Annotated in this window: 1 protein-coding gene; it reads left to right on the top strand. The window is 68.7% G+C overall.

Translation table 11 applies throughout. From position 1 onward, the window contains the following. A partial coding sequence (locus G3I71_RS48685) for an extracellular solute-binding protein (RefSeq protein ID WP_164325400.1) occupies window positions 1-415 on the top strand: 415 nt, incomplete at both ends.

The raw sequence follows: 415 nt of genomic DNA, 5'->3' as shown, positions 1-415 counted from the left end.
ACATCACGCGGTGGACCGAATCGGACTTCCACCGGATGTGCGACCAGGTCGAGGAACTGGTGCGCAAGAAGCACATCCGACGCTTCACCGGCAACGACTACACCTCCGACCTGTCCAAGGGGGACGTCCTGGCCTGCCAGGCCTACTCCGGCGACGCCATCCAGCTCCGGGCCGACAACCCCGACATCGAGTTCGTCGTCCCCGAGGAGGGCGCGGAGCTCTGGGCGGAAAGCCTGCTCATCCCCAACCTCGCCCGGCACAAGGCCAACGCCGAGGCCCTCGTCGACCACTACTACGACCCCGAGGTGGCGGCGGAGCTGGCGGCCGCCGTCAACTACGTCTGTCCCGTGCCCGCCGCCCGCGAGGTGCTGGCCGGCTCCCCGGACAAGGAGACCGTCGAACTCCCCGAGAACCC

This window comes from Streptomyces sp. SID12501, from assembly GCF_010550245.1.
Taxonomy (GTDB): domain Bacteria; phylum Actinomycetota; class Actinomycetes; order Streptomycetales; family Streptomycetaceae; genus Streptomyces.
The sequence above is the reverse complement of the archived record's forward strand: the minus strand, read 5'-3'. Positions and strand labels throughout refer to the sequence as shown.